The 26,982-nt window shown below is 32.4% G+C and carries 30 protein-coding genes; 22 read left to right on the top strand and 8 right to left on the bottom strand.

What is annotated here, in order from left to right; all coding sequences use genetic code 11:
- Positions 1-125 precede the first annotated feature (125 nt).
- Positions 126-824 (top strand): LytR/AlgR family response regulator transcription factor, encoded by a 699-nt coding sequence (locus AC1RRN_RS02590; RefSeq protein WP_072971141.1) that lies wholly within the window; start codon positions 126-128, stop codon positions 822-824.
- A 1-nt stretch (position 825) separates the two neighbouring features.
- On the opposite strand, the gene priA is transcribed toward AC1RRN_RS02590, so the two are convergent.
- The 5 genes from priA to nadC all read right to left on the bottom strand — a co-directional run bounded on the left by priA (position 826) and on the right by nadC (position 6,369).
- Entirely contained in the window at positions 826-3,276 is a 2,451-nt protein-coding gene (priA, locus tag AC1RRN_RS02585) for a replication restart helicase PriA (RefSeq protein WP_492965798.1), read from the bottom strand.
- Positions 3,277-3,302: 26 nt separating this feature from the next.
- Positions 3,303-4,049 carry a subclass B1 metallo-beta-lactamase gene (gene bla-B1-FLAV, locus AC1RRN_RS02580; protein WP_492965797.1) on the bottom strand — a complete coding sequence of 249 codons (747 nt, stop codon included), beginning with the start codon at positions 4,047-4,049 and terminating at the stop codon, positions 3,303-3,305.
- A gap of 7 nt (positions 4,050-4,056) precedes the next feature.
- Positions 4,057-4,482 carry a DUF2147 domain-containing protein gene (locus AC1RRN_RS02575; RefSeq protein ID WP_492965796.1) on the bottom strand — a complete coding sequence of 142 codons (426 nt, stop codon included), beginning with the start codon at positions 4,480-4,482 and terminating at the stop codon, positions 4,057-4,059.
- 1 nt (position 4,483) lies between these two features.
- Positions 4,484-5,407, bottom strand: coding sequence for a YihY/virulence factor BrkB family protein (locus AC1RRN_RS02570; protein ID WP_492965795.1), 924 nt, complete (start codon positions 5,405-5,407; stop codon positions 4,484-4,486).
- A 104-nt stretch (positions 5,408-5,511) separates the two neighbouring features.
- Positions 5,512-6,369, bottom strand: a complete 858-nt coding sequence (gene nadC / locus AC1RRN_RS02565) for a carboxylating nicotinate-nucleotide diphosphorylase (protein WP_492965794.1) — start codon at positions 6,367-6,369, stop codon at positions 5,512-5,514.
- 238 nt (positions 6,370-6,607) lie between these two features.
- Here nadC and AC1RRN_RS02560 point away from each other — a divergent pair, with 238 nt between their 5' ends.
- The 7 genes from AC1RRN_RS02560 (at position 6,608) to rlmH (ending at position 12,076) form a co-directional block, all read left to right on the top strand.
- Positions 6,608-7,708: a DNA alkylation repair protein gene (locus AC1RRN_RS02560; protein ID WP_492965793.1), complete on the top strand. Its 1,101-nt coding sequence runs from the start codon at positions 6,608-6,610 to the stop codon at positions 7,706-7,708.
- Between the two features lie 273 nt (positions 7,709-7,981).
- Entirely contained in the window at positions 7,982-8,863 is an 882-nt protein-coding gene (locus AC1RRN_RS02555) for a pirin family protein (protein WP_492965792.1), read from the top strand.
- A 4-nt stretch (positions 8,864-8,867) separates the two neighbouring features.
- The gene (locus AC1RRN_RS02550) at positions 8,868-9,263 is read left to right on the top strand and encodes an OsmC family protein (RefSeq protein WP_492965791.1); all 396 of its coding nucleotides are present in this window, start codon (positions 8,868-8,870) and stop codon (positions 9,261-9,263) included.
- Between the two features lie 9 nt (positions 9,264-9,272).
- Positions 9,273-9,557 (top strand): GNAT family N-acetyltransferase, encoded by a 285-nt coding sequence (locus AC1RRN_RS02545; protein WP_492965789.1) that lies wholly within the window; start codon positions 9,273-9,275, stop codon positions 9,555-9,557.
- Between the two features lie 219 nt (positions 9,558-9,776).
- The gene (locus AC1RRN_RS02540) at positions 9,777-11,192 is read left to right on the top strand and encodes an amidohydrolase family protein (RefSeq protein ID WP_492965788.1); all 1,416 of its coding nucleotides are present in this window, start codon (positions 9,777-9,779) and stop codon (positions 11,190-11,192) included.
- A 105-nt stretch (positions 11,193-11,297) separates the two neighbouring features.
- The gene (locus AC1RRN_RS02535; RefSeq protein WP_492965787.1) at positions 11,298-11,600 is read left to right on the top strand and encodes an antibiotic biosynthesis monooxygenase family protein; all 303 of its coding nucleotides are present in this window, start codon (positions 11,298-11,300) and stop codon (positions 11,598-11,600) included.
- A gap of 2 nt (positions 11,601-11,602) precedes the next feature.
- On the top strand, positions 11,603-12,076 hold the full coding sequence (rlmH, locus tag AC1RRN_RS02530; protein ID WP_026982293.1) for a 23S rRNA (pseudouridine(1915)-N(3))-methyltransferase RlmH: 474 nt from the start codon (positions 11,603-11,605) through the stop codon (positions 12,074-12,076).
- 41 nt (positions 12,077-12,117) lie between these two features.
- On the opposite strand, the gene AC1RRN_RS02525 is transcribed toward rlmH, so the two are convergent.
- Together AC1RRN_RS02525 and folP are read right to left on the bottom strand one after the other, a co-directional pair.
- On the bottom strand, positions 12,118-12,765 hold the full coding sequence (locus tag AC1RRN_RS02525) for a hypothetical protein (RefSeq protein ID WP_492965786.1): 648 nt from the start codon (positions 12,763-12,765) through the stop codon (positions 12,118-12,120).
- 147 nt (positions 12,766-12,912) lie between these two features.
- Positions 12,913-13,737, bottom strand: a complete 825-nt coding sequence (gene folP, locus AC1RRN_RS02520) for a dihydropteroate synthase (RefSeq protein ID WP_492965785.1) — start codon at positions 13,735-13,737, stop codon at positions 12,913-12,915.
- A 150-nt stretch (positions 13,738-13,887) separates the two neighbouring features.
- On the opposite strand from folP, the gene AC1RRN_RS02515 reads away from it, so the two are divergent.
- From AC1RRN_RS02515 to AC1RRN_RS02450, 14 genes are all read left to right on the top strand, one after another.
- Complete coding sequence (locus AC1RRN_RS02515; protein ID WP_155100924.1) at positions 13,888-14,430, top strand: DUF1599 domain-containing protein; 543 nt, start codon at positions 13,888-13,890, stop codon at positions 14,428-14,430.
- Positions 14,431-14,495: 65 nt separating this feature from the next.
- A complete protein-coding gene (locus AC1RRN_RS02510; protein ID WP_492965784.1) occupies positions 14,496-15,617 on the top strand; it encodes a BT_3928 family protein in 1,122 nt (373 codons plus the stop codon).
- Between the two features lie 374 nt (positions 15,618-15,991).
- Positions 15,992-16,492 carry a TlpA family protein disulfide reductase gene (locus AC1RRN_RS02505; RefSeq protein ID WP_492965782.1) on the top strand — a complete coding sequence of 167 codons (501 nt, stop codon included), beginning with the start codon at positions 15,992-15,994 and terminating at the stop codon, positions 16,490-16,492.
- A gap of 54 nt (positions 16,493-16,546) precedes the next feature.
- Positions 16,547-17,299 (top strand): triose-phosphate isomerase, encoded by a 753-nt coding sequence (tpiA, locus tag AC1RRN_RS02500; protein WP_492965781.1) that lies wholly within the window; start codon positions 16,547-16,549, stop codon positions 17,297-17,299.
- Between the two features lie 155 nt (positions 17,300-17,454).
- Positions 17,455-18,288: a 50S ribosomal protein L11 methyltransferase gene (gene prmA / locus AC1RRN_RS02495; protein WP_492965780.1), complete on the top strand. Its 834-nt coding sequence runs from the start codon at positions 17,455-17,457 to the stop codon at positions 18,286-18,288.
- A gap of 35 nt (positions 18,289-18,323) precedes the next feature.
- Positions 18,324-18,599 carry an ATP-dependent Clp protease adaptor ClpS gene (locus tag AC1RRN_RS02490; RefSeq protein ID WP_294780715.1) on the top strand — a complete coding sequence of 92 codons (276 nt, stop codon included), beginning with the start codon at positions 18,324-18,326 and terminating at the stop codon, positions 18,597-18,599.
- A gap of 63 nt (positions 18,600-18,662) precedes the next feature.
- Positions 18,663-19,934, top strand: a complete 1,272-nt coding sequence (locus AC1RRN_RS02485) for a sterol desaturase family protein (protein ID WP_492965779.1) — start codon at positions 18,663-18,665, stop codon at positions 19,932-19,934.
- Positions 19,935-19,941: 7 nt separating this feature from the next.
- Positions 19,942-20,619: a lysoplasmalogenase gene (locus AC1RRN_RS02480; RefSeq protein ID WP_492965778.1), complete on the top strand. Its 678-nt coding sequence runs from the start codon at positions 19,942-19,944 to the stop codon at positions 20,617-20,619.
- Positions 20,620-20,731: 112 nt separating this feature from the next.
- A complete protein-coding gene (locus AC1RRN_RS02475; protein ID WP_492965777.1) occupies positions 20,732-21,184 on the top strand; it encodes a 2-dehydro-3-deoxyphosphooctonate aldolase in 453 nt (150 codons plus the stop codon).
- Positions 21,185-21,200: 16 nt separating this feature from the next.
- Entirely contained in the window at positions 21,201-21,725 is a 525-nt protein-coding gene (locus AC1RRN_RS02470) for a hypothetical protein (RefSeq protein WP_492965776.1), read from the top strand.
- A gap of 209 nt (positions 21,726-21,934) precedes the next feature.
- Positions 21,935-22,732: an arylamine N-acetyltransferase family protein gene (locus tag AC1RRN_RS02465; protein ID WP_492965775.1), complete on the top strand. Its 798-nt coding sequence runs from the start codon at positions 21,935-21,937 to the stop codon at positions 22,730-22,732.
- A 263-nt stretch (positions 22,733-22,995) separates the two neighbouring features.
- Positions 22,996-23,814, top strand: a complete 819-nt coding sequence (gene kdsA / locus AC1RRN_RS02460) for a 3-deoxy-8-phosphooctulonate synthase (protein ID WP_072971167.1) — start codon at positions 22,996-22,998, stop codon at positions 23,812-23,814.
- Between the two features lie 17 nt (positions 23,815-23,831).
- A complete protein-coding gene (locus AC1RRN_RS02455; RefSeq protein ID WP_492965774.1) occupies positions 23,832-24,737 on the top strand; it encodes a hypothetical protein in 906 nt (301 codons plus the stop codon).
- A gap of 90 nt (positions 24,738-24,827) precedes the next feature.
- Positions 24,828-25,505, top strand: a complete 678-nt coding sequence (locus AC1RRN_RS02450) for a YiiX family permuted papain-like enzyme (protein WP_492965773.1) — start codon at positions 24,828-24,830, stop codon at positions 25,503-25,505.
- 76 nt (positions 25,506-25,581) lie between these two features.
- Here the strand turns inward: AC1RRN_RS02450 and AC1RRN_RS02445 are convergent, their stop codons facing one another.
- Positions 25,582-26,970 carry a M20/M25/M40 family metallo-hydrolase gene (locus AC1RRN_RS02445; protein WP_492965772.1) on the bottom strand — a complete coding sequence of 463 codons (1,389 nt, stop codon included), beginning with the start codon at positions 26,968-26,970 and terminating at the stop codon, positions 25,582-25,584.
- Positions 26,971-26,982 lie beyond the last annotated feature (12 nt).

Here is a 26,982-nt window from a genome sequence, read left to right as displayed (position 1 = left end):
AATAACCAACACTTTTTTTGCTTTATTCGTTGTAACGTAAAAAATAAGGCTTAAGTTTAGTTTTTTTCCTAGAAAAATAATACATTTACTACTGCTATCCTGAATTTATTCTAAATTTAAATGTTATGAAACTAAACTGTGTTGTTGTAGATGATAGTTCTATACAGAGGACAATTATTGCAAAATTAGTTAATAATCACCCAGGTTTGCACTTAATCGGGGACTTTTCTAACGCAATAGAAGCAAAAAGCTGTATCTCTTTAAATAATATCGATCTAATATTTCTAGATATTGAAATGCCTGTTATTAATGGTTTTGACTTCCTGGACGGACTAAAATCGAAACCTCAAATTATATTTATAACCTCTAAGGCTGAATACGCATTAAAAGCTTTTGATTACGATGCTACTGATTATCTTCAAAAACCTATTGCCGTTGACCGTTTCAATGCTTCAGTAAAAAGAGCAATCGACATGCATCTGCTTAAAAAAGAGGTAAAAGAAGAAGAAGGCGAACATATATTTATTAAAAGTAATCTTAAAAAGCTTAAAATTTTCACGTCTAAAATTAAATGGATTGAAGCTTTTGGAGATTACGTAAGAGTAGTCACAGAAGACGACAGCAACTTAGTTCTTTCGACAATGAAATCTTTTGAAAATGATTTATCAAAAGACAAATTCATTCGCGTACACAAGTCCTATATTATTAATATAGATAAAGTAGAACGTTTCAATAGTAAATTTGCCGAAATTGGAATCACGAAAATTCCGTTAAGCCGAAACAAAAAAGAAGATTTAGTTAAAGCATTGTCAACTTCGTCGTAATTTAGTAAAAATCGACGTTAGCAATAACCTTTATAGCTCTGTACTGAGCAACAGCCTCAAAACTATTCAGCATTTTCTGAATAGTTTTTTTTGTGTTTGCTAAATGCAGGTTTTGCGGAATCTTAATTAAAATAGTTCTGATATATTCATTTCTGATTCTGCTGATTGCAGGCTCTTCCGGTCCTAAAACCGGCATTTGTAAATTCTGACTCAAAACCTGGTACAGCCACATCGATCCTTCTTTTAATTTATCGAAATCCCTGTGTTTTAAAGTCAGCTTTATAATTCTGAAATAAGGCGGGTATTTATAGATTTGTCGATCATATAATTGTTCCTTATACATACCTATATAATTATGTGTCGTAACCTGCTGGATTGTATTATGATTTGGATTATAGGTTTGAATCACTACTTTTCCTTGTTTTTCTGATCTTCCGGCTCTTCCGGCAACTTGTGTCATCATCTGAAAACTGCGTTCAAAAGCTCTAAAATCAGGATGATGCAACATATTATCAGCATTCATAATTCCGACCAGACTTACATTATCAAAATCTAAACCTTTGGCCAGCATTTGTGTACCAACTAAAATATCAATTTCTCTATTTTTAAAAGTGTCTATGATTTTCTCAAAACCAAATTTCCCACGCGTAGTATCCTGATCCATTCTTCCGGTTTTCGCTTTCGGAAAAAGAGAAATCAATTCCTGTTCAATTTGTTCTGTTCCGAAACCTTTCGTAGTCAAATCTATACTTGAACAACTATGACAATGCGTTGGTTTTGCAATCGAATATCCACAATAATGGCATCTCAATTGATTTTTATGTTTATGAAAAGTCAAACTTACATCGCATTGCTGACAATGCGGAACATGGCCACAAGTCATACATTCTATTATAGGAGAATATCCTCTTCTGTTTTGAAACAAAATAACCTGTTCGCCCAAAGACAAAGCCTCTGCAATTTCTTCAATTAAAAGATCACTAAAATGGCCCGTCATTCTTTTTCTGAAATGTTTATCTTTCAAATCAACCAAAACAACTTCCGGCATTCGAACATTATTATAACGTTCTGTAATCGTAACTAAACCAAATTTTTCAATTTGCGTGTTAAAATACGTTTCAATACTTGGTGTTGCAGATCCTAAAAGCACTTTGGCATTATGAAAACCTGCCAAAACAATTGCTGAATCTCTGGCATGATATCTAGGTGCCGGATCTGTTTGCTTGAAAGTCTGCTCGTGCTCTTCGTCAACAATCAACAATCCGAGATTATTAAACGGTAAAAACAAAGCCGACCTCGCTCCTATTACAATTTGAGCTTTATCTGAATTTTCCAGCGTTTGTCTCCAAACTTCTACTCTTTCGTTGTTGCTGTATTTAGAATGAAAAACAGCGACCTTATCTCCAAAATGAAGTCGCAAACGCGAAACCAACTGTGTTGTCAAAGCAATTTCAGGTAATAAATACAAAACTTGTTTTCCTGTTTCTAAATACTCCTCAATTAACTTTATATATATTTCAGTTTTTCCACTTGATGTAACACCGTGAAGCAAACAAACTTCTTTTTCTAATAAACTATTTTTAATTTCATTGAAAGCAATTTCCTGTGCATCGCTTAATTGCAATTGTTTTTCAGAAGCTTTTCCATCAAAAGAAACCCGATCATGTTGCAGATAATATTCTTCGAAAATTTCTTTCTCTATCAATGCTTTTACAACAGTTGAAGTCGAATTTGAAGCTTCAGTCAATTTCTTAACCGTAATAGGTTTCTTTTCCGAAGCGCTAATTTGAAAATAAGCCAGAACAATTTCTTTTTGTTTATTAGCGCTTTTCAGCACTTCTAACAATTCATTTAGACCACTATCTGATTCGTATTTAGTATATAGCTTTACATATCGAACCAATTTTGGCTTGTAATTTTCTTTGACCTCCTCTTCTAATACAATGATATCTTTTGCTAATAATTTTTGAAGAATCGGCAGAATATTCTTTTTATTTAAAATGGATGCAATTTCCTGAACTTTAAGTGAACTTTGATGTTGTAAAGCTTCATAAACCAAAAACTCTTCATCAGAAAGTTCAGAATCATTTACTACAACACCTGTTTTATACGAAATTATGGTTTCACTTTCTAACAATAACCCAGTTGGAAAAGCGCCACGATATACATCACCAATACCACACATATAATAGTTTGCTACCCAAAGCCAGTGTTTAATCTGAGTTTCTGTCGCAATTGGCCTTTCGTCTAATATTTGATGAATTTCTTTGGCATCATACAAACTTGGTTCATTCTGATGCATATCAATTACCAAAGCCGTATAAATTTTACTTTTACCAAAAGGTACCGCCACCCGCATTCCTTGTTTTATAAAATGGAATTCAGCCTCAGAAACACGATAAGTAAAGGTTTTAGCTAAGGAAAGTGGTAAAATAACTTCGACAAAAAACATGTGATTTTTTTATAAGATTGAGAGAATTACTTTTTATTTGAAATTTTTTCAGCATTATATTCCTGCACCAATTTCAAAGTATGTTTTAAAGATGTCAGATCTTTCCAATCATCGTGACCGGTTATAATATATTTTGGGCTTTTAAATTTAGATTGCGCTTTTTTAATTGATTTTTCCCATTCCTTAACATCTGCATCACCCAAATATCCTAAATCTTTTGCTTCTGCGCTCTTAATAAAACAACCTCCGTAAAGTACTTTTTCTTTATTAAACCAAACTACAATATTGTCCGGCGCATGTCCCTTTCCTGGATAATAAACCTGAAACGTATGTTGTCCAACTGTAAATGTAGTATCATTTGGAATTACAAATTCAGCTCTTTTTTCGTTTTTCTTCTTAAGGATTTGGTCCGTTGCTTTTATAGTGTACGTTTTAATTCCTTTTTGTCTGTAAAAACCCAATCCTCCCGCACGGTCATCGTGCGAGTGAGTTGCAAAACACATAATAACCTCTTTATTATGTTTTGCTTTTATGGTATCTAACAAAGGCTGAAATTGTGTTTGATCCCAAGGAGCATCAAACAAAACAACACCTTTATCTGTAACAAGATATAAGGCATTGGCAGAAATCAAAGTTCCTTTGTAATCATGAAATGTTTTATAAACATAAAAGTCACCCGTAAGATGACTTATTTGTAATGGCGAATTCTTAGATTGTCCAAAACTATTGGATAGTATTGCTAAGAATAAAATTATCGAAGCTAATTTTCGCATATTTCTTTTATTTCACTCGTGTCCAATATTGTGTTCTTCCCATGATAGAAATCCCAACATAACCGCGAAGTTTTAATTTATCAGCTGATTCTAATTCAATATAACATTTGTATTTTTTACCATTTGTAGGATCTAAAATAGTTCCTCCGTTATATTCAGAACCATCTTTTTTAAGTCCGTTAATGATAACCATACCTAAAATTGGTTTGTTTTTTTCTGCACCTTCACATTTAGCACACACATCTTTTTTATGATCGGCACGAAGTATTTCTACAACTTTACCGTATATTTTTCCTGATTTTTCGTAAACCTCTACTACTGATTTTGCTTCGCCAGTTTCATCATCAATTGTTTTCCACTTTCCAATAACACTTTGAGCCTGAGTACTCAAAGCAAAGAAAAAAACACCAATCGTTAACATCCAATTTTTCATATTATTTATTTTTTTTTTGTTTTAATTTTCTGATAGAAGCGTTCAATTCGAACCCTAAAAGCAGAATCATACAGTTAATCCAAATGTAGAACATTAGAATTAATAATGTCCCAATTGAACCATAAAGTTCGTTATATTTTGAGAATTTTATAACCCAAATCCCAAAAAAGAACGAAGATATAACAATTAAGACCGTTGTAAAAACAGATCCAATGCTAATAAAAGGCACTTTATTATACTGTTTTGTACCATAACGTAATAATATTGAAGATGTTATCAAAATCATTAAAATAACGAACAAATATCGCCCTAAAATAATAAGCGGAATACGATCACTCAGCACATCCTGAATGATTGTTTTTTGGATAAATACCTCAAAAACGACAATTGTGGCCACCGTCACGAATAAAATAATAGTCATAACAAGCGAAATAGCCAACGCTACCAAATATTGACTAAAAAAACCACGCTTATCAAAAACATGTTTTGAAGATTCAAAACCACTCAAAATTCCGTTAATACCATTTGCCATCAAAAAAATCGAAAGCAAAAATCCTGAAGAAAGTAATCCGGAATGACTATTATTTAAAATATCACTAATGATTTTGCTAATCGCATCATAGGTATTTGGTGGAACTCCCTGTTGCACAAACTGAAGAAAATCATCCTGAAATCCCTCAATTGGAATAAACGGAATTAAGTTCAAAATAAATAGTGCAAAAGGAAACAAAGCCATAAAAAAGCTAAAAGAAACTGCACTCGCATGATACGAAAAAGCCCCTTCAAGAATTCCAAGTACATACATTTCAAGCAAATCGTACAATGAGAACCCTTCAAGCCATGGAAATTTTATTCTCTTAAAAAGACGAGCAACAGAACGTACAACCGGCACTTTTTCAATCCGATCTTCAATTTCTTGAGACATATATTTTTAGATTTTTAGACTTCTTAGACTGTTAGACTTCTTAGATTTTTGGATTAACCGATTTGCTTTAAATTACAAACTCATAACTTATAACTCATAACTTCTTAAAAAGCTTTCAAGCTCAAATCCATATTATAAATCGAATGTGTCAATGCTCCCGACGAAATATAATTTACACCACAAAGACCGTATTCGCGAATCGTTTTTTCGTTGATATTTCCAGATGATTCTGTCTGGCATTTTTTACCAATTAAAGCCACTGCTTTTTTAGTATCTTCATAATTAAAATTGTCAATCAGGATTCTGTGAACGCCATCGCTTAACAAAATTTCACGAATTTCATCTAAATTTCTGGCTTCAACAATGATCTTTAAATCCAGATTATTGGCTTTCAGATAATCTTTTGTTTTTTTTATGGCAAGCGTAATTCCGCCCGCAAAATCAATATGATTGTCTTTCAGCATTATCATATCATACAAAGCATAACGATGATTTTCGCCGCCACCAATTTTTACAGCCCATTTTTCGGCCACTCTAAAATTAGGCGTTGTTTTGCGTGTATCTAATATTTTAGCGCCGGTTCCTTCTAAAAGTTGCATTAATTGACTAGTTTTTGTTGCGATCGCAGACATGCGTTGCATGGTATTCAAAACCACTCGTTCCGACTTTAGAATTGATTGTGAACTTCCTGAAACTTCAAAAACTATATCTCCATATTCTACATGTGTTCCGTCTTCTATAAAAGTTTTCACTTTTAATTTTGGATCAACAAACTCAAAAATCATTTTCGCCAATGCAACACCGGCAATAATTCCCTGATCTTTTACCAATAATTTAGCTTGTCCGTGCGCAGTGTCAGGAATACACGCCAATGAACTATAATCTCCCGGACCTACATCTTCTCGAATGGCATTGCTAATCAATAGTTGTAATTCGGTTTGAAATTGTGCTTCGCTAATCATTTTTTCTAAATTTTATAAGATGCTAAAGTAGGACTTATTTTGGGGATTTGAAAGTTCATTTAAAACGAAAAATCAATTAACGTCTTAATTATCTCTTTTTTTTACCATTAAGATATTAAGAAAATTTAAGCTTTTCACTTTAATAAAAGTTAAACTCTTAATGGATTAAATATTTTTATTTTTTGTTCGCAACTAATTAATAACATTAAATATCTTTGAAGTTCATTCAAATAAAATCATGGGATTAATTAAAGATATTTACTCTGTTTCTTTTTACGAAAAATTTAGTCAGGCTGTCGCCGAAGTGCATCCAACTTTCGACAAACAAAAATTTATTGAAGCCATTTATAAAGGAGATTTTGCTCAAAAAGAATGGAAAGAAAGAATGAAACACACTACAGTTGTATTTCATCAGTTTATGCCTCAAAATTTTGCTGAAGCAGTTACTTTAATTGATAAAATAATCGAAAATCTAAGGAAAAATAATTTTGCAGATAGCAATTTGGCTTTTATATTTTTTGCTGATTATATCGAAATGTACGGTTTAGATGATTTTAAAACTTCGGCGAAAGCCTTTGTTTCCATCACACAATTTATTAGTTGCGAATTTGCTGTTCGTCCTTTTATTTTAAAATATAAAGAACAAATGATCGGCGAAATGGTAAAATGGTCATTACACGAAAATCATCATGTTCGAAGATTAGCCAGCGAAGGAAGCCGACCAAGATTACCGTGGGCAATGGCGATTCCGTTTCTTAAAAAAGATCCAACTTCAATTCTTCCAATTTTAGAAAACCTAAAAAACGATCCTTCAGAATATGTCCGCCGAAGCGTTGCCAATAACTTAAATGATATTGTAAAAGACAATCCTGAAATTGTATTGGAAATTGCTAAAAAATGGCGTGGTCTAAGCAAAGAAACAGACGCCATTATTAAACACGGTTGTCGTACTTTATTAAAACAAGGACATCCAGAAATTCTGAGTCATTATGGATTGGAAAGCACTAATATTGAGCTTTCTAATTTTGAAATCAAAACACCAAAAGTAAAAATTGGAGATTATTTACAGTTTCAATTTCATTTAAATAATAAAAATGACGATGCAAAAACAATACGTTTAGAATATGCTGTTCATTATAAAAAAGCAAAAGGACATTTGGCGAAAAAAGTCTTTAAAATTAGTGAGAAAGTTTATTATCCAAATCAATTAATAAAAGTTGATAGAAATCAATCTTTCAAAATAATTACAACGAGAGTTTTTCATACGGGAATTCATCAATTGTCAATTATTATTAACGGAACAGAAAGTGAGGTTTTGGAATTTGAATTGATAAATTAAATGTAACGAATTCCCCTATTTTTTTGTCATTCCGAGGAACGAGGAATCTCACTCGGGATTCGACAAAGATTGGCGCTTTACATTGCAGAGTTTCTAGTGTGATTCCTCGTTCCTCGGAATGACAAACAGGACTGCTTAAAAAGAAGCATTTGAATTATTCGACATTTTCCTTACTTTTATAGATAATACAAAAAACAACTTTTCTTAATCTAAATTAAGTTACAGACTCCTATCACAACTGTAATTTTGTTTTCAAATCAAATCAAAATAACCATGTCAAATATCAGTTTAATTATCGAAGAACGTGCTGCCAATATTGGCAATTTTATGGTGGGCCGTTTATTGCCTTTCCGTGAAAAAAGAGCCGTTGGACCCTTTGTATTTATAGATCATATGGGACCTGCTCATTTAAGTGATCATGAAAATATGGATGTTCCTCCGCATCCGCATATCGGACTTTCAACTTTGACTTTTTTGTTTGAAGGAAGCATTATGCATCGTGATAGTTTAGGAACCGAATTAGAAATAAAACCGGGCGCAGTAAACTGGATGACGGCCGGAAAAGGAATTGTACATTCTGAAAGAACGCCGGAATATTTAAGACATTCTGATAAAATGCTTCATGGTTTGCAAATTTGGGTTGCCTTACCAAAAGAATTAGAACAAATGGATCCGAATTTTGCGCATGTTGAAGCAGATGACATTCCACAATGGGAAACAGATGGTATTTCGTATAAACTAATTGCAGGAGAAGCTTTTGGTAAAAAATCTCCAGTTCCAGTTTATAGTCCATTATATTTTATTGAAATTAAAAGTACTGAGGCAAAAAAAATCAACATTGGCAAAGATTTATTCGGCGAAAGCGGATTATATATTTTAGAAGGAAGTATTAAAAGTGGCGAACATATTTACGATCCAAAACAAATTCTGATTACCAATGACAGCACTTTATGTGAGTTTGAAATAGCAGAAAACAGTACCGTTTATATTTTTGGCGGACAGCCGTTTCCTGAAGAACATTTTATCTTTTGGAATTTTGTTTCTTCGGATAAAAATCTACTTGAAAAAGCCAAAAAAGACTGGACAGAACAAACTTTCCCGAAAGTTCCCGGCGAAACCGAATTTGTGCCTTTACCTGAACCAAGAATCAAATAAAAATATGGATACGATCTCAGCAAAAATAGATACACGTTTGTATCGAACGGAAATAAAATCAGCAAGCGACAATGTTTTAATTTCTGACGAACCGCAGGAATTGGGCGGGAAAAATTTAGGATTAAATCCGACGGAACTTCTGGCCGCATCGTTAGCTTCGTGTACTGTAATTACTTTGCGAATGTATATCAATCGAAAACAATGGAACGTATCAGAAATAAATGTCAAAATTGATTTTGAACGAGATTCTGAACGAAGTGTTTCCGTATTCACAAGAAAAATCGAAGTAATTGGAGAAGTTGATGAAACACAAAGACAACGTTTAGAAACCATTGCCAACAGCTGTCCCATTCATAAAACGCTTACACATTCAATAGAAATTAAAACCACACTAATATAACAACTTATCATGGAAATAAATCAAATCAACGATACAAGAAAAGGCTATTTTGAAGCTGTAGAAGACGGAAAAGAAGCTGGAAAAATGACATACACCTGGGCTGGAGATTCAAAATTCATTATTGATCACACAGAAGTTAACGAAGAATTCAACGGAAAAGGTGTTGGTAAAAAACTGGTAATGAAAGCCGTAGAATATGCCAAAAATAATAACCTGAAAATTATTCCACTTTGTCCTTTTGCAAAAAGTGTTTTTGATAAAACGGAGGATATTCGTGATGTACTTTTTTCTTGAGGTTCAAAGTTGCAAAGAAACAAAGGTTCAGAGGGTTTCTCTTTAAACTTAATAATTTTTAATACTGAGACGCACTTTTGTGCGTCTTTTTTATTTTTTATAATTCTCATTTCTTTAAAACTTTGTCCCTTTGCCTCTCTGAACCTTTGCCCATTTAAAAACAAAGTTTTTAAATCTCCTCGAAAAGCCTTACATTTGCATGTAATTTAAACTTAGAGTATGACAAGGATAATTACGCTTTTCTGTATTTTTATAGCACAAATCGGCTTTTCTCAAACTGCTGAAAGTTATTTAGAAAAAATCAGAAACAATGAAGCTCTCTTAACAGCTTTTTTTCAACAAATGCCAAAAGGAGGCGATTTACACCACCATTTTTCAGGATCAATTTACGCAGAACCGCTTTTGGAAAGAGCCATTTCCGAAAACTTTTATTTGAATTTAGAAACCATGGCGGTTTCGAAAACCAAACCTGAAAAAGGAAATTGGGAAAGCTTCTCCTCTCTTAAAGAAAAAGGAAAATTAGATTATTTCCAACAACAAATTATGCAGACCTGGTCAGCTAAAGATTATAACGGTTCTGTTCCTTCTGATGATTTATTTTTTGATTCTTTTATGAAATTCGAACCAACTATTGCAGGTCATTTTGCAGAAGGAATGCTCGAATTAAAAAAACGCGCTATTGCTGAAAATGTAAGTTATATTGAAACACAATTATCTACGATTCCGTGTGATATGAATGTTTCAGATTTATCTGATTTCAATTCAAAATTGCGTCAGGTTTCAGTTCAAAAAGATGAAAAAGCAGTCTTAAAACTTTTAGACGAATTGTATAAATCTATTCAGAAAAAAGATGCTGAAAAATATGCTGAAGATTTCAATACTAATTTCTTAGCAAAACTTCACAAAGATCTAAAAATGGATGATGAGCGTTTTACCATGCGCTATCAGAATTTTGTATTGCGTTTTATGGAGCCTGTTGATTTATTCAAAAATCTGGTTATTGCTTTTATTTCTTCTAACGAAAGCAAACTTACTGCGGGCGTAAACATTGTTTCTCCGGAACATGGAGAAAATTCTATGAAAGATTACTGGCTTCATATGGTAATGTTTAAATACTGTCACTCAAAATTTCCTGACGTAAAATACACGCTTCACGCTGGCGAATTGACTTTAGGTTTGGTTCAGCCGGAAGATTTAACGTGGCATATTAACGATGCTATTTATGTTGCGGGTGCTAATAGAATTGGTCACGGAGTTGATATTGCTTACGAAGCAAGTTCATATGATTTATTGAAATATATGTCTAAAAATAACATTCCGATCGAAATCAATTTAGTGAGTAACGAATTCATTTTGAAAGTAAAAGAAAACAGACATCCGTTTACGCTTTATAAAGAATTTAATGTGCCGATTGTAATCAGTACTGATGATGCGGGAATTTTAAGAAGCAATATGACAGAACAATATGTTTTATTAGCCAAAAGATATCAGGATGTTTCGTACGCGACAATAAAACAATATGTTTACAACAGTATTAATTACAGTTTTATCCAGGACGAATCGGTTAAAAAACAATTGATTAAAGATTTAGATAATCGTTTTAAAACTTTTGAAACGAAGTTTTCTAAAAACTAATCTGTGCGAAAATTGCACGCAGATTTAAGCTGATTAACGCAGATTTTTTATTCTAAAACATTAAAATAAATCTGTTTAAATCTGCATGAAAAAAATATTTTTATTATGACTTTAGAAGCAGTATATCTTTTTATAAAACCAGAATTAGTATCAAAATTTGAAGCTGATTTTGCGAAAGCAAGTCAATATATTTCGTCAATTGATGGTTATTTAGGACATCGTTTAGAGAAATGTCTTGAAGTCGAAAATAAATATCTTTTGTTGGTTGATTGGAATACATTAGAAGATCACACAATAGGTTTTAGAACTTCTGAAGCGTATTTAGAATGGAAAAAGATTTTGCATCATTATTACGAACCGTTTCCTGTTGTGGAACATTTTGAAACGGTTTTTGAAAATAAAAAATAAACATGAACATCAAACTCATCGCCATTGGCAAGACCGATAATAAATCGCTTCAGACTTTGATTGACGATTATACTAAACGTTTGTCGTTTTATATCAAATTTGATTTGGAGATTATTCCCGATATCAAAAACGTAAAAAACTTGTCTGAAAGTCAGCAGAAGGAAAAAGAAGGCGAATTGATTCTGTCAAAACTTTCTCCAACCGATCAATTGATCTTATTGGATGAAAACGGAAAAAACTTCTCCAGCGTTGGTTTCTCTGAAGAATTACAAAAGAAAATGAATTCCGGAATCAAAACGCTGGTTTTCGTAATTGGCGGTCCTTATGGATTCTCTGATACAGTTTACAGCAAAGCGCAGGGGAAAATTTCGCTTTCGCTGATGACATTTTCGCATCAAATGGTTCGTTTGTTTTTTATAGAACAATTGTATCGCGGGTTTACGATTTTAAGGAATGAACCTTATCATCATCAATAAAAGTTTAATCGTTTATTTGTTGAATTGTTTAATCGTAGATTCTAGAAAACAAACTCTTCGTCTTCGTTTATAAAAACAAACGGAATCTTTTTATCAATAATTGTCTGCACATTAGTTTTACATTCAATATAATCTCCGTAGCTCATATTTTTATCATATGAAAACGTAATTTGAGTTTTTGGATTTATAATCAAACTATCTAAAAATGGCTTTAAATTATTTTTAGGAAAATCATACTTTTTTCTTCCGCTGTATTGTATCATTCCGTTCTTTTTAAAATACAACTGACTTCTATTGTTTGCAATTTCCATTTTATAATACACTTTCGTGAAAGGCAAAAAGGCTAAATTCTTCCCGACTGAATCTGCGTACGAATAATAATTTTCAGCTTTTTCATTTTTATGAGCGCTGTCTGCTCGCTTTTTATCCTGCAATTTCATTACTTCCGGAATTACCAATTTTAAAGGCAAACGTTTATCAATATTGAAAATCCAATTGGTTGAGATAATGCTGTTTTTTCGGTTCACTTCTGCAATGGTGTCTTTTCCTTCTGTTTTGAAAAAGATATAAATTGGCGAATGATCCTGAATATCTTTTACAATTGTTACGTTTGATTTTGGGAGTAAAACATCTTTTTTTTCTCCACAAGAGAAAAGAAAGAGGGCAATAATTAGAGCAAAGTATTTCATTTTTATTTGTTTTTAAAACACAAAGTATGTCATTTCGACGAAGGAGAAATCACACTAGTAATTCTCCAAAGAGAATCGCCAATCTTTGTCGAGCTTCGAGTGTGATTTCTCCTTCGTCGAAATGACAAAATCAAGCGAATATTTCTATTATAAACTCAATTTATTATATAAAGCCACACATTCCACCGCTTCTTTCACATCATGAATACGCAAAATTTTAGCGCCTTTAGTCAAAGCAACTGTATTTAGAAACGTTGTTCCATTTAAAGCTTCTTGCGGTGTAATATCAAGTGTTTTATAAATCATAGATTTTCTCGAAATCCCTGCTAAAACTGGTAATTCCAAAAGATTAAAAAGTTCCATTTTTTGCATGATTTCATAATTCTGATCAGTAGTTTTGGCAAAACCGAAACCTGGATCTAAAATCAAATCGTTGATTCCTAAACTTCTTGCCTTTTTTACTTTTTCAGAAAAATAGAAAAGCATTTCTTTTATAATATCATCATAATCTGTCAAACTTTGCATGGTTTGCGGATTACCGCGCATGTGCATCATAATGTATGGAACGTTATATTTTGCAATAACATCAAACATTTTATCGTCAAGTTCTCCAGCCGAAATATCGTTTATAATCGCTGCACCGCTTTCTATACTTGCTTTTGCAACTTCGGCTCTAAAGGTGTCAATTGATAATAAAGTTTCTGGAAAATGTTTTAAAATCAATTCTATTGCAGGAACCATTCGGTCAATTTCTTCTTGTTCCGAAACAAATTCGGCACTTGGTTTGCTCGAATACGCACCAATATCTATAAATGTTGCACCTTCAGAAAGCATTTTATCGACTTGTGAAATAATTTCGCCTTCGTTTTTATATTTACCTCCGTCAAAGAAAGAATTTGGCGTAACATTCAAAATCCCCATTACTTTAGGAATCGATAAATCTATAAGTTCGCCTTTGCAGTTAATCAACATTTTGTTTCAAGTTTTATTTGTTTCAGGTTTCAAGTTATCTGCCATTAACACTTTGTTTAGAAAAAACTTGAAACAAAGAAAACCTTAAACTTGAAACTCTTTAATTTAATCCTTATTTTTGGAAAAATTTAAGCAAATATACAGCAATAAATGAAGAATACTTCCCTTGAATTTGATAATGTAATTACGGTTTGCCGCACCTTATTTATCAATAAAATGAAAGATTACGGCAGTGCGTGGAGAATTTTAAGACTTCCGTCATTGACCGACCAAATTTTCATAAAAGCACAACGAATCAGAAGTTTACAGGAAAATGATGTCCGTAAAGTTGATGAAGATGAAAAAGGAGAATTTATCGGAATCATCAATTATTCTATCATGGCTTTAATTCAGTTAGAATTGGGCGTTGTGGATCAGCCTGATCTTGACGTAGAAAAAGCAACGGAACTATATGATGCTAAAGTTAAACTCACAAAAGACTTAATGGAAGCCAAAAATCATGATTATGGAGAAGCTTGGCGTGATATGCGTGTGAGTTCTTTGACAGATTTGATTCTACAAAAACTGCTTCGCGTTAAGCAAATTGAAGATAACAAAGGCGCAACTTTAGTTTCCGAAGGAATCGATGCAAATTATCAGGATATGATTAATTACGCAGTTTTTGCTCTGATTTTAAACCCAATTACTAAATAAAATTGCAAATCTTAAATTCCAATACTAAGCTTGGAATTTGGAATTTCAATATTTAAATATTTGTTATGAAAAACATCATTACTCAATTTTCCCGATTATTTGTCGGTGTTTTATTTATCATTTCCGGATTAATCAAACTGAATGATCCTGTTGGTTTCTCTTATAAATTGGCCGAATATTTTAGCGAGCCGGTTTTCAATATGCCTTTTTTAGAGCCATTAGCTTTAGGATTAGCTATCTTTTTAGTGATTTTAGAAGTCGTTTTAGGAGTAATGCTATTGGTTGGTTATAAAACAAAAACCACGATTTTGGCTTTATTGCTTTTAATCGTTTTCTTTACCTTCCTTACCTTCTATTCGGCTTATTTTGATGTGGTAAAAGATTGTGGCTGTTTTGGTGATGCTTTACATTTAACACCTTGGCAATCGTTCACAAAAGATGTAGTATTACTTTTCTTTATCCTGATTTTATTCTTCAATCAGAAATTAATAAAACCATTATTTTCAACTCCGCAAACCAATTTTGCTGTTTACGTAAGTGTTGTTTTGTGTGCTTTTATGGCTGTTTGGGTTTTGAATCACAATCCGATAAAAGATTTCCGTCCTTACAAAGTAGGAACTAATATTGAGAAAGGAATGGAAATTCCGGAAGGCGCACCGAAATCTGTCGTTGAAATGACTTTTATCTATAAAGTAAATGGTGTTGAGAAAGAATTTGGTGAGAAAGATTTAGCAAATATTCCGGCCGGTGCTACTTTCGTAGACAGAAAAGACAAAGTGATTACGGAAGGTTATGTTCCGCCAATTCACGATTTCACCATGACAAAAGACGATTCTGACTATAAAGAAGAACTTTTAAAAGAACCTAAATTATTGATTTTTGTCACCTACGATTTGGCTTTATCTGAGCCGGCGGGAATGAAAAAATTAGAAGCTTTAAATAAAGAAGCACAGGCGAAAGGTTACAAAGTTATCGCTATGACAGCTTCAGGAGCTGAAGAAATTGCAAAAGCTAAAAAAGAATACGGCTTAAATGTTGATTTTTATTTCTGTGATGCTACAGCTTTAAAAACAATTGAAAGAGCAAATCCAAGCATTGTTGTTTTACATAAAGGTACAATTGTTCAAAAAGTACATTATAATGATATTGATGATTTGAAATTATCAGATGTTGCATATGGTATATAATAAATACTATTATTTTCTTCGAAAAAGCTACAATTAAAAATTGTAGCTTTTTTTGTTGAGATCTGACGTTTTTTTTTGCCTCCAAATGCTCAAACAATAAAAAAAACGTTAAAATTTTTACTTCATTAAAAAATGAATCCCATTTTTTTTCATTTTTCAGACGAACTATTACGTTTTCAAAAGCGTTTTTATAACCCAAATTTCAAGTTTTGTTACAAAATAAACGACTCTTCAAATTTTGTTAATCTCCATTTGGCATTCAATTTGTTTGTTTAACTTTGTTGAGAACCTTAATTTATGAAATTGCTCTGATTTGAATTTGCAGATTCAGTTCAGAAAAGACAATTCATAATATTTTTAAACCCAATTATAATATGAAACAAATAGCGCTAGTTGTTATTGCATTGATTACATTTTCATGTTCTCAGGCACAAAAAACAAGTTTTTCTAAAGAAGCTTTGTCTGAAAAATTATTAACCGTTGATGGAGGTCAGACTTCTTTCAAAAACATTTTAAAAAAATACAAAGGTAAAACTTTGGTAATCGAAGTTTGGGCTTCATGGTGTGGCGATTGTGTAAAAGCAATGCCAAAAGTAAAAGAATTACAAGCCAACAATCCTGACGTTTCTTATTTATTCCTTTCTGCTGATAAAACGGCTGAAAAATGGAAAATCGGAATTGAAAAACACGAATTAAAAGGTGATCATTTTATGATGAATGATGGTATGAAAGGTGTTTTTGGAAAAGCTATTGATTTAGACTGGATTCCGAGATACATCATCATCGACAAAACAGGAAAAATCGTTTTATACCGTGCTATTGAAACTGATTTTGATAAAATCAACGAAACCCTGAAAAGTTTAAAACAAGTATAAATAGCTTTCACAAATTACCACAAAACAAAAAAAAGAATAATAAAAACTACCAAAATGAGAAAAAAGATTGTTGCAGGAAACTGGAAAATGCATAAAAACGCAGGACAAACTGAAGAATTATTAAGCGAATTAATCACAAAAATACCAGCACAAACTACTGCTCAGGTAATTGTTGCCCCAACGTTTGTAAACTTACAGGCTGCAGTTGCAAAAGTAAAAAACACAACTATTGGAGTTTCTGCTCAAAACGTTCACCAGGCTGAAGGTGGTGCTTTTACAGGAGAAATTTCTGCAGATATGTTAACTAGTATTGGCGTAAATACTGTAATTCTTGGTCACTCTGAGCGTAGAGCTATTTTTCATGAAACAGACGCATTAATCGCAAGCAAAGTTGATACAGCTTTGAAACATGATATGACAGTAATTTTCTGTTTTGGAGAAGAATTGAAAGATCGTCAATCGGGAAATCATTTCAATATTGTAGAAAATCAATTGCGTGACGGATTATTTCATATTGCAAAAGAATCTTGGGCAAATGTTGTTTTAGCTTATGAGCCAGTTTGGGCAATTGGAACTGGAGAAACTGCTTCACCAGAACAAGCTCAGGAAATGCACGAATTCATTAGAGAAGTAGTACGTAAAGCATTTGGAGCTGACATCGCTGACGAAGTTTCTATTTTATACGGTGGTTCTGTAAAGCCAGACAACGCAAAAGAAATTTTCTCAAAACCAGACGTAGACGGTGGTTTAATTGGTGGAGCTGCTTTAAAGGCAGATGATTTCTTAGCAATTGTAACTGCAATCTAAATTTAGATTTTAGATTTTGAAATCTCACTTATATAAAAAGCGTTCGCTGGTGCGAACGCTTTTTTTGTGCCTTATTTATTTTTAAATTAACAATGTTCTCCCAGATTTATAAGCAACTTCTGCTTTCTATTGTTACCTTTGCAAAAAAATTATTTATGTCAAATATATATTTAGGATATCATTTTAAAATTGAGCCGAAAGAACCAGGATCAGAAATTTTAATTGCTGAATTAGGCGAAAAAGCGTTTGAAACTTTTACAGAAACAGATAACGGAATTTCAGCTTATGTGAAGAAAGATTTATGGGATGAAAACATTCTGGATGATATTTATATTTTACAATCAGAAGAATTTAAAATTGAATATACCATTGAAGAAATCGATCAGGTAAACTGGAACGAAGAATGGGAAAAGAATTTTGAAGCGATCGACGTTGATGGAAAATGTCATGTTCGTGCTCCTTTTCATCCAAAAACGGATGCCGAATTTGATATCGTAATTGAACCAAAAATGAGTTTCGGAACGGGCCATCACGAAACAACACACATGATGATTCAGCATTTATTAGAAATGGATGTTAAAGGCCTTAAAACATTAGACATGGGTTGCGGAACTGCAATTTTAGCCATTTTAGCTGAAATGAAAGGTGCTCAGCCAATTGATGCTATTGATATTGATAATTGGTGTTATTTGAATTCAATCGAAAATGCAGAACGCAATAATTGCAAACATATTACCGTTTATGAAGGCGATGCAGCTTTATTGAAAGGTAAAAAATACGATTTTATTATCGCCAACATCAACCGAAATATCTTATTGAATGATATGCAAAGTTATGTTGATTGTTTAAACCCAAAAGGAATTATCTTATTTAGCGGTTTTTATGAAGAAGACATTCCGTTTATCGATGCTTCATGCACGGAAAAAGGATTGACATATGTTAAAAAATTTCAAAGAAACAACTGGGTTTCATTAAAATACGTAAATTAGTTTTAGTAATTACAACAGTACAAAAACCTAAAAACATGAGTACTAAAGAAAAAGTAAGAGAAAGAGTTCGTGAAAAAGAAGCAGTTGGTTTCAATAACGAAATCATTGTTTATAATGACGATGTAAACACTTTTGACCACGTAATTGACACTTTAATGCGTGTTTGCAGTCACACGGCAGAACAAGCAGAACAATGTTCCTTAATTGTACATTACAACGGAAAATGCACCGTAAAAACCGGGCCAATAGACAAGTTAAAACCGCAATGTACACAACTTTTGGAAGCAGGGCTTAGCGCCGAAATTGTTTAATTCCGAATAATTTAAAAAATGTTATAAAATATTCTATATTTGAATATTTTATAACATTTTTTTATGGAAGAATACGGAAAGATATTAATTATTGCTACGCCTATTTTTTTGGTTTTAATTATAATTGAAAAAATCTACGGTCTCTATAAAAAAGAAGACACCGCGCCTTTAATAGATAGTGTATCGAGCATCAGTTCTGGAATTACTAATTCTGTGAAGGATGTTTTGGGTTTAAGTCTGACTTTTATATCATACGAATGGCTTGTTTCTAATATAGCTATTTATCATCTTCAAGCTAATGTTCTCTCTTACTGCATTGCTTTTTTTGTCATCGATTTTTATGGTTATTGGAGTCATCGACTGGCACATCAGATTAATTTCTTTTGGAACAAACATGCCATTCATCACAGCAGCGAGGAGTTTAATTTGGCCTGTGCCTTACGCCAGCCTATTGCTAGTTTGGCTAATTTATTTACCTTTTTATTGATTCCGGCCGCATTGTTAGGTGTTCCGGCTTCTGTAATTGCTATTACCTTGCCACTTCATTTATTTTTGCAATTTTGGTACCACACAAAGCACATCAAAAAAATGGGCTTTCTTGAAAATATTTTGGTAACTCCTTCGCATCATCGCGTACATCACGCTATAAACCCGGAATATCTAGATAAAAACCATTCGCAGATTTTTATTTTTTGGGATAAACTTTTTGGTACTTTTCAAGCCGAAATGGATGATGTTCCGCCTGTTTTCGGAATCACAAGACCAGCACATACGTGGAATCCAATCAAGATTAATTTTCAACATCTTACCTTATTAATTCAGGACGCCTGGCGTGCAGAAAATTGGAAAGACAAATTTACAATTTGGTTTAAACCAACAGGATGGCGTCCGGAAAATTTTGAAGAAAAATATCCCGTACACAAAATTGAGAATGTTTATGATTTCGAAAAATATGGAACACAAAACTCTCAAAAACTAATTTACTGGTCCGTAGCGCAAGTCTTAATTACGCTTTTGTTAGTAACCTATCTGTTTGATAATATTGCTAAAATTGGTTTACCAAATATCTTTATTTATGGTTTTTTTATTCTGGTGACCATTTACAGTTATAGCGAATTAATGGATAAAAGCAAATATGCCATCTATTGGGAGGCATTACGTTTTTTGGTTGCTATTGCGATTATATCCTATTACGGAGATTGGTTTGGCTTAAACCAGGTTTTCCCTGCCTCAAATTATATTATTTTAAGTTATTTAAGCTTATCTTTTTTAGCTTCTGTCTATTTTATTACCAAAGACTTTAAAACCGCACCAAATCAATTACTAAATTCATAACCCCATTATGAGAAACGCTACCATCTTTAAAATCTACGTCGCATTTAGCCTACTCTATCTGCTTATTTTACTTTTAGGATATGAAAGTCTGGATTTATTTTTAAAACCCGCACTAATTCCAATTTTAGGCTTTGGAGTATATTTATATCGAAAGTTCCCCACTAAAAATGCACTTTTATTAGCTTTACTATTTACATGGATTGGAGATGTTATTTTACTTTTTGCGGATATTGCCGAAATATACTTTATTCTTGGCCTTGTTTCTTTCTTAACCGCACATATTATTTATTGTGTTCTTTTCAATAATCAAATAAAAACAAAAGCTTCAAAAAACAGGATTATTTTCGGAATTGGAAGTTTTATAATTGCGCTCTATTTAATCGGAATGCTTTCTGTTTTATTACCTTCTTTGGGCGATTTAAAAATACCCGTTATTGTATATGCGAGTGTTATTTCGATTATGCTTTTATTTGCTTTTAACGGGTTTTTAGTTTGGAAGAATCCCGGGAATAAATTCATTTTTGTTGGTGCAATTGTGTTTGTTATTTCAGATAGCATTTTAGCTGTCAATAAATTTTATACACCAATCGAGAAAAGCTCTTTTTTTATTATGTTAACGTATCTTGTGGCACAATATCTGATTGTAATTGGTATATTGAAACTAAATCCTAAGAAAGTAGAATAGCACACTGATTTTACTGATGAAACAGATTTATAGTGATTGTTTTTAATCTTTAAATTAGTATTTTTATCTGTGACAAGACATTTTTACTTTTGCATACCAATATCATTAAACCATGAAAAAAATAACTTTTTTTATCATTTTACTCCTTACAGTAACTTCTTGCGTGAGCACAAAATCGACTTTGAAAAATGTAGATGACAATGCTCCCGACCTGATTTTGAAAAAAGATAATACATTCACAATTACACTTTTCAGTAAAGACAAAAAATATGGTTACGATCCTGATTATCCTGTAAATATTTTTTATCAGTCTACCCGAAATGAAACTTTAAACGAAACTCGTTTTTTAAATGCATTAGCAGGACCAAACGGAGAAAAAATAACGTATAAGCGTGTAGAAACCTGTTGCCCTTTTCCGACCAAAAGAAGTGATATGGGTGCCGGATTCCTAAATGTATACGAATTAAGCTGGCAAGGACAAAAGAAACCTGTTACGCTTTATTTGAATGTCTACGAAAAAGGAATTTTGATGGTTCCGATGGGATTGAGTTTGAAGAAGGAGTAATTTTTAAAATTAATAAATGGAAAAACTTGTTTACGATATAAAAATACTACCAGATGATATTTCTGATGCTAAAGACCTTACTAAGAAAACTAATAAAGTTTCATTAAAATATGAATTGTCATTTTTAGCTCTTTTAGGAATCTCTTCCGTCATTTTTGGCTTTAAATTATACTATCTTCTTTTTATTTTATCTTTAAGTATATTAATTCCAATAGCACTTAAAATCTATAATAAATGGGCGTTTAAAAAAAATAAAAGCTATGATAAAAAGCTTTCTGCACTCGCTTACCAAGATGATTATTTTCAAATAAATTTAGACCATGAAAAAATCACATATGGAAAAGCAATAATTTATTATAAAGACATTCTGAGTATTATTGAGAATCAAAATATTTATTTATTCCTTTCTCCCGATTCAAAATTTATTGACAGACGAGTTTTTTTAATAATTCCTAAAAGAGATATAACTAATCCAGAATTTGAAAATTTTATTTCAAAAATGCAATTAGATCAACTTCGTTCAAAATCAAAAACTAGATAATAAATCACAAAAAGATAAGTATTAATTGATTTAATTTGAATGTAAATATGTTACCGAAATTATAAGACAACTAAGTTGTTGTGTGGTAAACGTATTGAAGTCACTTACTTTGAAAATCCTCCAAAAATAAGTTAAATTCTTCTTCTACTTATTTAAAAGCTTTAATTTTGGTTACATGGAAGTACTTTCCAAAAATTAAAAAAATTAAAATGGAACAATCAAAAAATCAATATAAAATTGAAGCACCAAGTTTCAATTTACAGCAATATTTAGACAGAATCAAATTTTCAGATGAAATTGAATTAAATATTGAAGGCATTACAAAATTAATGCGCAGCCAATTATTCAGTGTTCCTTTTGAAAACATTGACGTTCAAGCCGGTAAGGTTATATCTTTAAACGGTGATGATATTGTAAATCAAATTGTGAAATTAAATCGAGGTGGTTATTGCTACCAGATTAATGGTTTATTTTCATTGGTTTTGCAGGAAATCGGGCTTCCGCATTATTATGTTGCAGCGCGCCCTTTGGTAAATCCCGGACAAAATGCTAAAACACATTTGGGTATTATTGCAACAATTGAAAATGAAGAATATCTAATTGATTTAGGTTTTGGAGGAAACAGCATTAGAAAACCTTTAAAACTGAGTGAAATTGGTACTGATATTCTGCATGATTCTGATACTTTTACTTTGATTAAAACGGAAGATGATGACTATTTACTGCAAATACTGATCGGACAAGAATGGACTAATTTATATTCGTTTGATTTGACTCCACAAAGATGGATCGATTTTAAACCTGCTAATTATTATAATTACTCGCATCCGGATTCGGTTTTTACGCAAAAATTAATTGTGGTGCTACAAAATCCGTTGGGCAAAAAAATATTATCTAAAAATTCCTTAAAATCAGTGACAAACGGGATTAGCGAAATTATTTCTTTTGAAGATGATGAATTAGAAAATATTTTGGAATCAGAATTCAGTTTGAAAGTACAATCTTAGAACTTTACAATTCAAAACTTCTTATAAACTCATAATTCCAATAAAGCTCTAGCCTTGATAGAAGTGGAAATCCTTTTTTGAGAAAGCCTATTTTTTATGGTTTTTGCAGAGCGACCAACGGAAGCTCCTGCAAAGACCAATAAAAAAAGGATTTGGAGAAAAAGATTGCAGCGGATAGCAGGATCAGCTTCTTAAAAAAAACTTAAATCTTCATGTGCTATTCATAAATCATAACTACCTTTGCACTGTCAAAAAATCATATTATGAACATACAACATATTCCACAAATTAAGCATACTGATAGTGGGAATTTCTTTTTATTGGCGGGGCCTTGCGCTATCGAAGGAGAAGAAATGGCACTAAGAATTGCTGAAAAATTAGTTGGTATTACCGACAAACTTCAGATTCCTTATGTATTTAAAGGATCTTTCAAAAAAGCCAATCGTTCCAGAATTGATAGTTTTTCGGGAATTGGTGACGAAAAAGCATTAAAAATTTTAAGAAAGGTATCAGAGACTTTTCACGTTCCAACTGTAACAGATATTCACACTAATGAAGATGCTGATATGGCTGCGCAATATGTTGATGTATTGCAAATTCCGGCTTTTCTGGTGCGCCAAACTGATCTTGTTGTTGCTGCGGCTAACACAGGAAAAGTAGTAAACCTGAAAAAAGGACAATTTATGAGTCCGGAAAGCATGAAACATGCTGTTCAAAAAGTATTAGACTGTCATAACGAGAATGTTATGGTTACAGATCGTGGTACTATGTTTGGTTACCAGGATATGATTGTTGATTTTAGAGGAATTCCTACTATGCAACAATATGCAAGTACTGTTTTGGATGTTACGCATTCATTACAACAGCCAAACCAAACTGCCGGCGTTACGGGCGGAAGACCTGATATGATTGAAACTGTTGCCAAAGCGGGTATTGCTGTGGGTGTTGACGGTATTTTTATCGAAACTCATTTTGACCCTGCTAATGCAAAAAGCGATGGTGCTAATATGCTTCATTTAGACTATTTCGAAGGTTTAATGACCAAATTGGTTGCTATCAGAAAAACAGTTAACTCATTCTAAATTTTAATACACGCTCATTGAAAACAAATATTTTATTTTTCTTTCTGATGTGTTTTTCATTAAACACTTTTGCTCAGCAAGAAATCACAGTAGAAAAATACACAGCACATAATAAAGGTAAATTCTTCGTTTCATGGGGAGGAAACAGAGACAGTTACACTAAATCTGATGTGAATTTCAGAGGAAAAGATTACAATTTTACGATTGCTGATATGAAGGCTCATGATAAACCAAAAGGATATCATATTGATTATCTGAATCCGGCAAACATGACGATTCCGCAAACTAATTTTAGAATGGGATATTTCTTTAACGATCATTACAGCGTTTCTATTGGCTGGGATCACATGAAATATGTAATGACTCAGAATCAGACTGCAAACGTTACTGGTTCTATTAATTTACCTGCTGATCAAGCTGGATCTATTTACAACGGAGTTTATAATAATACACCTGTAGATATGTCTCAAGGTGGTGCTCAGGAAGGTGGTTATGGGAAAAATGGTGATCCGCAAAATGGTACTGCTTTTTTAATGTACGAACATACAGATGGGTTAAACTATGTTAATACTGAGGTTTCCAGACATGACGATATTTCGAAATGGTTTGGTTTGCCAAATACAGATAAAGTTCAGATTAACTTAACTGAAGGTTTAGGAGCTGGAGTTTTGTACCCAAAAACAAATACAACTTTATTAGGAAAAGAACGTCATGATGATTTTCATATTTCTGGATTTGGTGTATCTGCAAAAGCGGGAATCAACTTTACTTTCTTCAAGTATTTTTACTTGCAAGGAGAGTTAAAAGGTGGTTATATCGATATGAAAGATATTAGAACAACAATCAGCAATGAAGATAAAGCAACGCAACATTTCATGTTTTTAGAGAGAATTATTGCGGTTGGAGGAATTTTCAGAGTTTAAAAAGAGTTTTTTCTAAAGTATAAAAATAGTTATCATTATTGGTAACTATTTTTTTTTGACCTTTATTTGTTGTTGCAAATTTAGATAAGAATGAAAAAATCAAAATATTTATTTCCCATAGTTACTTTTTTAATCAGTTTTGGATGTGCTTTGTTTGTAGCAATGAAAGTTTTTCCGAACAATCCTTTTTCTAAATCCAAAACAGAAAATATTGATCCTAATAAAATTCATGATGGAGACATTATTTTTCAAACATCAGAATCAAAACAATGTGAAGCAGTAAGAATTGCAACAAACTCTAAATTTTCTCATTGTGGAATTATTTTATTTGTTAATGGCGGAGAATTTGTTTTAGAAGCTGTACAGCCTGTAAAAATAACGCCTCTCGAAGAATGGATCGCTCATGGAAAAGATCATAAATATGTTGTTAAGAGGCTAAAAAATGCTGATAAAATCCTTAATGAGGAAACTCTTGATAAAATGAAGGCTTATGGCAAACAATTTCTAGGAAAGGAATATGATGCTTATTTTGAATGGACGGATAACCGAATTTACTGTTCTGAATTAATCTGGAAGATTTATAAAAATGGAGCCGGCATTGAATTATCAAAACTGAAGCAATTGAAAGATTTTAATTTAACTGATGAAAGAGTTCAGAAAATAATAAAGGAAAGATATGGAAATGATATTCCGCTCGACGAGAAAGTCGTTGCACCTTCTGATCTTGTTGATTCTGAATTATTAAAAACTGTAATTGATACTTATTAAATTTTACAAAATCAGATCTAATAAAAAAGCTGCAAGTAAAAACACTTGCAGCTTTTTTATATTATAGAATTATATATTAGTTTGCTGTTGGAAGAACAATTCCGCTTTGATCAATTAAATAAATTAATGACGTCATGGTAGCTGCTCCAAGTTCTAACTCTCTTTTGTTGATTGCATCAAATTTATCATTTGCTGCGTGATGATAATCAAAATAACGTTGTGAATCTGGTTGTAATCCTGCTTTAACTATTGTTTTAGAAGTTAAATGCTCAATATCTGATCCTGCATGTCCTTTTATAAAACTGTGAATGTAATATGGCTCAAAAAGAGGTGCAAATCCTTGAATTTTCTTAAGATTTGCATCATCAGCTTCAATAGAAAATCCTCTTGGTGTAAATCCGCCTGAATCACTTTCTAAAGCAAAAATATGATTCTCGTTCTTTTGTTTAGCAACTTCTTCATATTTAGCGCCACCTTTTCCACCGTTCTCTTCATTCATAAATAATACGACACGAATTGTATTTTTCGGTTTGTAATTTAAATTTTTAAGAATACGAACTACTTCCATACTTTGCACTACTCCTGCTCCATCATCGTGAGAACCATCAGCTAAATCCCAAGAATCTAAGTGACCACCAACTACCATAATATTTTCGGGAGTTACAGTACCTGTTAATTCTCCAATTACATTATGAGATAATACATCTGGCAATGTCTCACAAGATTGTTTGAAATAGAACTTAAGCGCTGGATTGTTTTTTAATAATTTACTCAACAATTCTGCTCCATTTGTACTGATTGCAGCAGCAGGAATGTATTGCGCTTTTGGCAAATCGCCATAACTTTGCGCTCCAGCATGAGGAAAATCATCTAAACGTAAATTCAAAGAACGAACGATTGTTCCAACTGCTCCTAATTTAGCCGCTTCTTGTGCTCCGCTGCGTCTTTGGTCTCCTGCACCTGAATAAGCTTCAAAAGTGCCGATGTTTTCAGGATTCATTGGTCTGTTGAAAAACACAATTTTGCCTTTTACCTTATCTCCCAGCGCTTTTAATTCATTGATACCTTGTACTTCAATAACCTCAGCAGTAATTCCGGTTTTTGGAGTTGCAACTGATCCGCCTAAAGCACAAATTGGTACTACGGTTTTCGTTTTATTATCTAAAATAAAAGCAGTTTCTTTTTCGCCACGAACCCAATGAGGTACCATAACTTCCTGAAGATATACTTTATCAAGCCCTAAAGTTTCTAACTGAGATTTTGTGTATTGTATTGCTGCTGCTGCACTTGGAGAACCTGATAAACGGCTTCCAATATCATTAGATAAATACTCTAGCCAAGTGTAACATTTTGCCTCGGTTAAAGCTTTTTTATAGAATAATTTGATGTTTTTTTCATCATTTGACTGTGCAAAAGACGTCAATCCGTTTATAACTAAAACAGTTAAAAGAATCGTTTTTTTCATAGGTTATATTGC

It is taken from the genome of Flavobacterium sp. GW821-FHT11G01 (assembly GCF_058808175.1).
This window is presented reverse-complemented; position numbering and strand designations above follow the sequence as displayed.